Source organism: Pseudomonas fluorescens, from assembly GCF_000968015.1.
In the GTDB taxonomy this organism is placed as follows: domain Bacteria; phylum Pseudomonadota; class Gammaproteobacteria; order Pseudomonadales; family Pseudomonadaceae; genus Aquipseudomonas; species Aquipseudomonas fluorescens_W.
Map to the genome: position 1 here is coordinate 169,874 of NZ_LACH01000016.1, position 7,789 is coordinate 177,662.

Here is a 7,789-nt window from a genome sequence, read left to right on the forward strand (position 1 = left end):
AGCGAAGGAACGCCGAGCCCAGGCGAGGGGCCGGACGCTCGGGGCGAGCGTTTTTTTGCTTACTTTTTTTAGGCGTTTGTAAAAAAAGTGAGTCGCCGTAAGGGCGAAACCCTAAGTGGCCGTTACCGCAGGAATGGATATACACCCTGCGGAAACAAGTCCCAACTCAGGCCAGGCTTTTGCTGACCACCTCAAACACGTCACTCGACAACTGACCCGAAGCGCGAATCCGCTCCAGCTCACCCTTCATCAACGCCTGACGCGCATCGTCATATTTGCGCCAGCGAGTCAGCGGCGCCAACTGCCGAGAAGCGATCTGCGGGTTAAACCCATTCAACTCGATCACCAGATCCGCGAGGAACCGATAACCCGAACCATCCGCCGCATGGAAATTAATCAGGTTCTGCCCGGCAAACGCCCCCACCAGCGCCCGCACCTTGTTCGGGTTCTTGATGTTGAATGCCGGATGCTGCATCAACGCCTTGACCCGCTCCAGACCACCGGGCAACACGCTGCCGGCCTGGACGCTGAACCACTGATCCATGACCAGCGGATTGTCCTTGAAGTGCTCGGCGAAACTGGCCAGGGCCTTGGCTTTCTCGTCTTCGAACGACGAATTGACCAGCACCGCCAACGCCGTCAGGCGCTCGGTCATGTTGTCGCTGGTCTCGAACTGCTCAAGCGTCGCCGCCAACACTTCCGGTTTACCGCTGAGCATCAGGTACGACAGCGCAATGTTCTGCAACGCGCGACGAGCGAAGTGCTCGGCCTCGGCTACATACGGGGTTTTCTTCGACAGATCGCGATTGGCCTGATAACGCAGCCACAACGCCTCGAACAAACCCTCTGCCAATTGTTTACGAGCAAACTCGCGAGCGATGTGAATGGCGTCAACGTCAGCCACTTCGCTGATTTCGGTCAGATACGCCTCGCCCGGCAGCGAAAGCATTTCCGCGACCATCGCCTGATCCAGCGTCTCGTCCGACAACACGGTGCGCAAGGCTGAAACCAGACGCTGATCCAGCACCAGTTTCTCGCCCTTTTGCTGCTGAGCAATCAGCTCTTGCAGCACCTGAACCGACAATTGCTGACCCGCATCCCAGCGGTTGAAACCGTCGCTGTCGTGCTGCATCAGGAACATCAGTTGATCGCGGTTGTACGGGAAGCTCAGTTTCACCGGCGCCGAGAAGCCACGCAGCAGCGAAGGCAATGGCTGTTCCGCGATGTCGATAAAGGTGAATGTCTGCTCGGCTTCGGTCACCGAAATGACCCGTGAGGTGCCCTGAGCGCTGGCTTCACCGGAAAGACGCAACGCAATGGCCGCGCCTTTGGAGTCCAGCAGGCCCAATTCGACCGGGATCACGAACGGCAACTTCTCAACCTTGTCCGGGGTTGCCGGGCAGCTTTGACGGAAGGTCAGGCTGTAGGTTTTCGCCGCCGCGTCGTAGGACTCGCTGACCGCCAAACGCGGTGTGCCGGCCTGGCTGTACCAGCGTTTGAACTGGGTCAGGTAGACACCGTTCGCGTCTTCCATGGCCTTGATGAAGTCGTCGCACGTCACGGCCTGGCCGTCATGGCGTTCGAAGTACAGGTCGCTGCCTTTACGGAAGCCTTCGGCCCCAAGCAAGGTATGGATCATGCCGACCACTTCCGAACCTTTTTCGTACACGGTCAGGGTATAGAAGTTGGAAATCTCGATGAAGCTGTCCGGGCGCACGGCGTGAGCCATGGGGCCGGCGTCTTCGGCGAATTGGTGGGTGCGCAGGTATGCCACGTCCTGGATACGCTTGACGGTGGCCGAGTTCATGTCGGCGGAGAAGCCCGAATCGCGGAATACGGTGAAGCCTTCCTTGAGCGACAACTGGAACCAGTCGCGGCAGGTCACGCGGTTGCCCGACCAGTTGTGGAAGTATTCGTGGGCAACGATCGCCTCGACCCGCTGGTGCGCGGCGTCGGTGGCGGTTTCAGCGCGGGCCAGCACGGCGCTGGAGTTGAAGATGTTGAGGCCCTTGTTCTCCATGGCGCCCATGTTGAAGTCGTTGACCGCGACGATCATGAAGATGTCCAGGTCGTACTCGCGACCGTAGACCTCTTCGTCCCAACGCATGGATTTCTTCAGGCTGTTCATGGCGTGCTGGCACTTGTCGATGTTTTCCGGCTCGACATAAATGCGCAGCGCCACAGCGCGATCGGTCATGGTGGTGAAGGTGTCTTCGACACACCACAAATCACCGGCCACCAGCGCAAACAGGTAGGCCGGCTTCTTGAACGGATCTTCCCAGGTCGCCCAGTGCCGGCCGTCTTCGCCCGGACCGCTAGCAATCGGGTTGCCGTTGGACAGCAGCACCGGATAGCTGTGCTGCTCGGCAACCACCGTGGTGGTGAACGTGCTCATCACGTCCGGACGGTCGAGGTAATAGGTGATCTTGCGGAAGCCTTCGGCCTCGCACTGGGTGCAGAACATCGTGCCGGATTTGTACAGGCCTTCCAGCGCGGTGTTGGTTTCCGGGTGAATGCGCACGCTGGTGTCGACCGTAAAGCGCTCGCTCAAGGGTTGCAGCGTCAGATGGTTCTCGGTCAACACGTAGTCGTCGACGCCGAGTTCGCGGTCGGCGAGGTTCACTGTCAACAACTCAAGCTGCTGACCATCCAGCACCAGCGGCGGCAGGCCCGGGCCACGTTCAGGATTGCGGCGCATCACCAGTTGCGCATGGACCAGGCTGTGGTCCTCGTACAACTCGAAGGTCAGGTGCGTCTCGTCGATCAGGTACTCGGGCGCCTGATAGTCCTTCAGGTAGATCATCTTCGGTTGTTCGGTGCGCATGCTGGAGTCCTTACTGATGCACGGCGAGCTGGTAGGCCGTGTATTTACGAATATTGATCACGCCAGTGTCGAAGATCAGGTATTGGCCTTTGATCCCTAGCAGCGTGCCTTCGGCAATCGGATTCTTGTCCAGGTTGAAGCTGACAATTTTCGCTGGGTATTGCTCGACCGGATAGCGGATTTCGAGCGTTTCTACATCGGCAATGGTCTGGATCGCCTGTAGGCCGAATCGTTCCTGTAAACCTTGCAATCCTTCGGCGCAACTGTCGAACAGCTGATCACGAACCTGCGCCAGGTCGACCGACACCGCATCGCCCTTGAGTAAAGCACGCCAGTTGGTCTTGTCCGCCACCTGACTGCGGAACAGGTCTTCGACGAAGCCCGACTGCTGACGGGTCGAGACACGCATGATTGGCAAGGCCTGACGGGCGCCCTGATCGATCCAACGGGTCGGCAGCTGGGTGGCGCGGGTAATCCCGACCTTCACCCCCGAAGAGTTGGACAGATACACAATGTGATCGGTCATGCAGAATTTCTCGCCCCACTCCGGCTCACGGCAGGTGCCAGCGTCATAGTGGCAACGCTCCGGGCTCATGATGCAGATATCGCATTGGGCCAGTTTGGTCATGCACGGGTAGCAGTAACCCTGACTGAAACTGGTTTTGGTTTTGCGTCCGCAATGGGAGCAATGAATCGCCCCCAGGTATTCCAGGCGCACCGTGGTCCCGATCAAAGGATTGACCGGCACCTCGACGTCGTCCAGACGAAACGCGTACTGCACGTTCGGCCCGTCAAGGCGCGCCGACATTTTGCTGATTGCACCGCGGCCAATCTCGATCAATGGACGGCATCCGATTTGAACAGGATATTCGGCACTTCGATCGACTTGGAGCCGCACTCCTGCACACCCATGTAACCGGTGCGCTGGTCTTCAGGCAGGTTCTGGATTTCCCAGGCGATCATCGCTTGCAGCGACAGTTCGCGCTGTTCGGCGGTGAGTTTGCCACCGTCGGACCATTTACCGATTTCCACCGCCAGTTTCAGGCTCTGGTAGATATCAGGGGTGATGTTGTTGATCATTTCGTTAAAAGAGGACATCAAGGGCTCCGCGCTCTTTATTGACATAACTATTTAGACGGCCAGTTTACGGCGGTTGTACAAACCACCCAACAAGCCGGTCAAGCATCCGACGAGCAACCCGCCGACGTGGGCCGCATTGGCAATTTCACCGAAGCCGATCATCGAGACCAGCCCGGACAGGCACAGCAGCAGCCACACCAGCATCATCACCAGCACGCCACGCGGCAGGCGATAAGCACGGTTCGGCGACAATATCTGGAAAATCCAGCAATGCCCGAGCAGGCCGTAGAGCACGCCGGACAACCCGCCAAACAGGGTCGGGCCACTGAAGTAATACTGGGCGTAGTTCGAGACCAGGCCGAACAGCAACGTCAGGCCGATCAGGTTGATGCTGCCCTGGCGCGACTCGATACGTCGCCCCAGTTCCCAGTACCACATGCCGTTCATGGCCAGGTGCAGGATGCCGAAGTGGATCAGCATCGGTGTCACCAGACGCCACCATTGCCCCGCCGCCAGGCTGTCGGCCAAGGGCACGAAGTGGATGTACTCGCCGACAACGCGAAAATCAAGGAAGGTCAGCCAGCGCATCGTGTCGAGGTTTTCGCCCAGCAGCGTCACCGCACCGACAAGCAGGCTCAGCAGCAACACGAATGCTGTCGCCTTGGCGTAGCGCAGTTGCTCGACGAACCCAGGGCGATTGATGGTTTTCGCCACCGGAATGTCCAGCTGTTGATCGGGATCACCGGCCGGGAAGCGCTCGTACAACACACGCACGTCTTCGCTGATGTTGGCCGGCACCCACAGCACCTGCTCACCCGCCTCTTCGCTGACCCGATGCGGCACCTGCATGCGCTGCAACAGTTTGACGAACCCGCTCAAGTCCACCGCCAGCGGCAGCCGTAAAACGGCAACGGCGCTCATCGCAGCACCTCCGGCCGCTCGACATCGACCCAGACAAATTTATGCGGGTCGAGGCGGGTTTCCTGGTCCAGGCGGTAGGCGACCAGTTTGCCATAGAGCACCGCGCTGTAATCCAGGCAGGCCAGGTTCGGCCGGATCGGCACCGGTTTGCCGCTGCGCCAGTAATGGCCCACGAACAACAGTGGCTCATCGACGCCATAACGCAGCAAGGTGTTTTTTTCAGTGGACGACAGCGGCGTCCGGGCCACGGGTTCGGGCAAGGCGTCGGGCTGGAACACAATGTCTCCGTAAGTTTGCGGGTCGTCTTCCCAGAATTTGGTGCGAAAGAACGAACGCGTCAGGCCATCGCCGCTCGTCATGGTCAGCCCATGAGGCAAGCGCATGTCAGTGCCGCGCAGCAGGCGGTCGAACACGGTGCAGGCGAAACTGCCCGGTACGGCCGAGGCCTGGAGGAAATGTTCATCGACACACCCGTTGGGGAACAGGGCTCGCAGCGGTTCGATCAGCCCCGCGTCCCAGCAGGCATGCACCACCCGGAAACGCCCGGCATCAACGAACAATGGCATCTCATAGAACCATTGCAGGAAATCATGCCAGTCAGCCGGATGGTCTTCGAACTGGGTCAGGGTTTCGTTCAGCAAACGGGCATGGCGCGGGGTGTGTTCACGCACGAACTGCTTGCCGCTGCCCGGAGGCGCCGGCGTGCTCCAGCCGAGGGCGTTGAATTCATGGTTGCCCATGATGCACAACGCCTGGCCGGCTTCGACCATGTCGTGAACGATGTGCAGCGCTTCGCGAATCCGTGGGCCGCGGTCGATGATGTCGCCGACAAACACCGCCATGCGCGATGGATGCCGCCAGACGCCAGCTTTTTTTTGATAACCGAGCCGGTCGAGCAAGTGCTCAAGGGTTAGAGCGCAACCGTGCACGTCACCGATCAGGTCGTAGCTACGCGCGGGATCGAGCATCAGTCGCCTCCACCACCCAACTTGCTGCCCCAGCCGAGTTTGGTCCGGCAGACTTCATAGTAGTTGTGGTCGAGCGGGTGAATCAGCCGCAGCTTCTGGGCCTTCTTGCTGATAGTGATGGTGTCACCCGGCGCGCAGGTGAAATGGTTCTGCCCGTCACAGGAGACTTGCGGGTAAATCTGCATATCTTTGGACACGACGATTTTCAGCTCACTGTTGCCATCGACCACAATCGGCCTGCCCGACAAGGTATGGGGGTACATCGGCACAATCACAATAGCGTCAAGCTTGGGATGCATGATCGGCCCGCCCGCCGACAGCGCGTAGGCCGTCGAACCGGTCGGCGTGGCGACGATCAGGCCGTCGGCCTTCTGGCTGCAGACGAACTGGCCGTCGATGTACAACTCGAACTCGATCATCCGCGTCGATTTACCGGGGTGCAGTACCACGTCGTTCAGCGCGTCGCCCTGCCCGATGGCCTCGGCGTGACGGCGGACTTCGGCTTGCAGCAGGAAGCGGTTTTCCACCAGATAGTGGCCGTCGAGCACTTCGGCGACTTTGACTTCCAGCTCATCGGGGCGAATATCGGTCAGGAAGCCCAGGCTGCCACGGTTGATGCCGAGCACCGGAATATTGTGTCGGGCCAGCGCGCGGGCGGCGCCCAACAGGCTGCCGTCACCACCGACCACAATCACCATGTCACATACTTCACCGAGCATCTTGCGCGACGAGGTTTGCAAGCCATGACCCGGCAGCACTTCGGCGATGGTGTCTTCGAGGATCACGTGCAGGTGACGATCGAGCAGAAACCGTTTCAGTCGGCGAACGGTATCCAGCACCTGAGAACTGCCCAGGCGACCGATGATGCCGATATTACGAAATTGCTCCATGGGGCTCCTAATGAAGGGCAGCGGCGGCGAAAGACACGATTATGGGCGAAAGCGCAGGATAGACAAAATCCTTTCAGCCACAACGGTGTACTCACGATTGAGGCTATGCTCGCAAGATGATCTTATTTCCCGATTTGCTGCAGTTACCCCACCAGTTGCGCCATCCCGAAGTGCGCGACCTGGCTTGGGTCATCCTCGCGCCGCCGATGCTGGGCGTCACGACGTGGCCGCAGCGTCATCCGCTGACCGGCAGTGACTGGGTACAAGCGCCGGAGCGGCTGGAACGGTGGCTGCGGCAACTGGATCGAGACAGTTATGACTTGCTGCACTGGCTGGCGCAGGCCAGAACCCGGCGATTGGGCTTGTACTACGAACGCCTCTGGCAATACGCCGTGCGGCAGGCACCGGGTATCGACCTGATTGCCGCCAACATGCCGATCCGCCGCGAAGGCCACACCCTGGGCGAATTGGACATGCTGCTGCGCGATCGTGACGGCGTGCATCATCTGGAGTTGGCCATCAAACTTTACCTTGGTCCGCAAAATGGCGACGGACACGACACGGCGCAGTGGCTCGGCCCCGGCTGCCATGATCGACTGGACCGCAAGCTGGCCCATCTGACTCAGCATCAATTACCGATTTCGGCGCGCCCGGAGAGCCGCGAAGTATTGGCCGCGCTGGATATTCAGCAGTTCAGCGCACATTTGTGGCTGGGCGGCTATTTGCTGTATCCATGGCCGGGACCGGCCGAGCCACCGAATGGTGCACATCCCCAGCATTTACGCGGTAGCTGGCTGCATCAGAAGGACTGGGCAGAGTTTGTCGCGCAGCGCCCGTTCGGTCGCTGGCAACCCCTGCCCCGCCATGCCTGGCTGGCACCGGCATACTATCCGGTGGAACAGACCTGGAGCACTGAACAGCTGAATGGCTGGCTCAACGACCTCGAGCCACTGGCCCCGGCGCGGTTGTTGGTGCGACTCACAGAAAACGCCCAGGGCGATTGGGAAGAAGCCGAGCGGCTGTTTCTGGTGGCGGATCTTTGGCCGAATGTTCCTGGCAGTGGCTGAGTTTTTAGTGTCTGGGCTGGCCCTATCGCGAGCAGGCTC

Annotated in this window: 7 protein-coding genes; 1 reads left to right on the forward strand and 6 read right to left on the reverse strand. The window is 59.8% G+C overall.

The features are described 5' to 3' along the window. Positions 1–166 precede the first annotated feature (166 nt). From pepN to VD17_RS09645, 6 genes are read right to left on the reverse strand one after another with little or no spacing between them, the layout of a single operon-like run. Positions 167–2,824 (reverse strand): aminopeptidase N, encoded by a 2,658-nt coding sequence (gene pepN, locus VD17_RS09620; protein ID WP_046053640.1) that lies wholly within the window; start codon positions 2,822–2,824, stop codon positions 167–169. A 10-nt stretch (positions 2,825–2,834) separates the two neighbouring features. Then, the gene (locus VD17_RS09625) at positions 2,835–3,665 is read right to left on the reverse strand and encodes a DUF2797 domain-containing protein (protein WP_033054639.1); all 831 of its coding nucleotides are present in this window, start codon (positions 3,663–3,665) and stop codon (positions 2,835–2,837) included. After that, positions 3,662–3,922, reverse strand: a complete 261-nt coding sequence (locus tag VD17_RS09630; RefSeq protein ID WP_008152127.1) for a YeaC family protein — start codon at positions 3,920–3,922, stop codon at positions 3,662–3,664. The genes VD17_RS09625 and VD17_RS09630 overlap by 4 nt, the downstream gene beginning before the upstream one ends. A 33-nt stretch (positions 3,923–3,955) precedes the next feature. Then, on the reverse strand, positions 3,956–4,825 hold the full coding sequence (locus tag VD17_RS09635) for a rhomboid family intramembrane serine protease (protein WP_046053641.1): 870 nt from the start codon (positions 4,823–4,825) through the stop codon (positions 3,956–3,958). Beyond that, the gene (locus VD17_RS09640) at positions 4,822–5,796 is read right to left on the reverse strand and encodes a metallophosphoesterase (protein WP_440130563.1); all 975 of its coding nucleotides are present in this window, start codon (positions 5,794–5,796) and stop codon (positions 4,822–4,824) included. Before VD17_RS09640 ends, VD17_RS09635 begins: the two co-directional genes overlap by 4 nt. Continuing rightward, positions 5,793–6,683, reverse strand: coding sequence for an NAD(+) kinase (locus VD17_RS09645; RefSeq protein ID WP_007906781.1), 891 nt, complete (start codon positions 6,681–6,683; stop codon positions 5,793–5,795). The genes VD17_RS09640 and VD17_RS09645 overlap by 4 nt, the downstream gene beginning before the upstream one ends. A gap of 116 nt (positions 6,684–6,799) precedes the next feature. Here VD17_RS09645 and VD17_RS09650 point away from each other — a divergent pair, with 116 nt between their 5' ends. Beyond that, a complete protein-coding gene (locus tag VD17_RS09650) occupies positions 6,800–7,750 on the forward strand; it encodes a DUF1853 family protein (RefSeq protein WP_046053643.1) in 951 nt (316 codons plus the stop codon). The last annotated feature ends 39 nt before the right edge of the window (positions 7,751–7,789 follow it).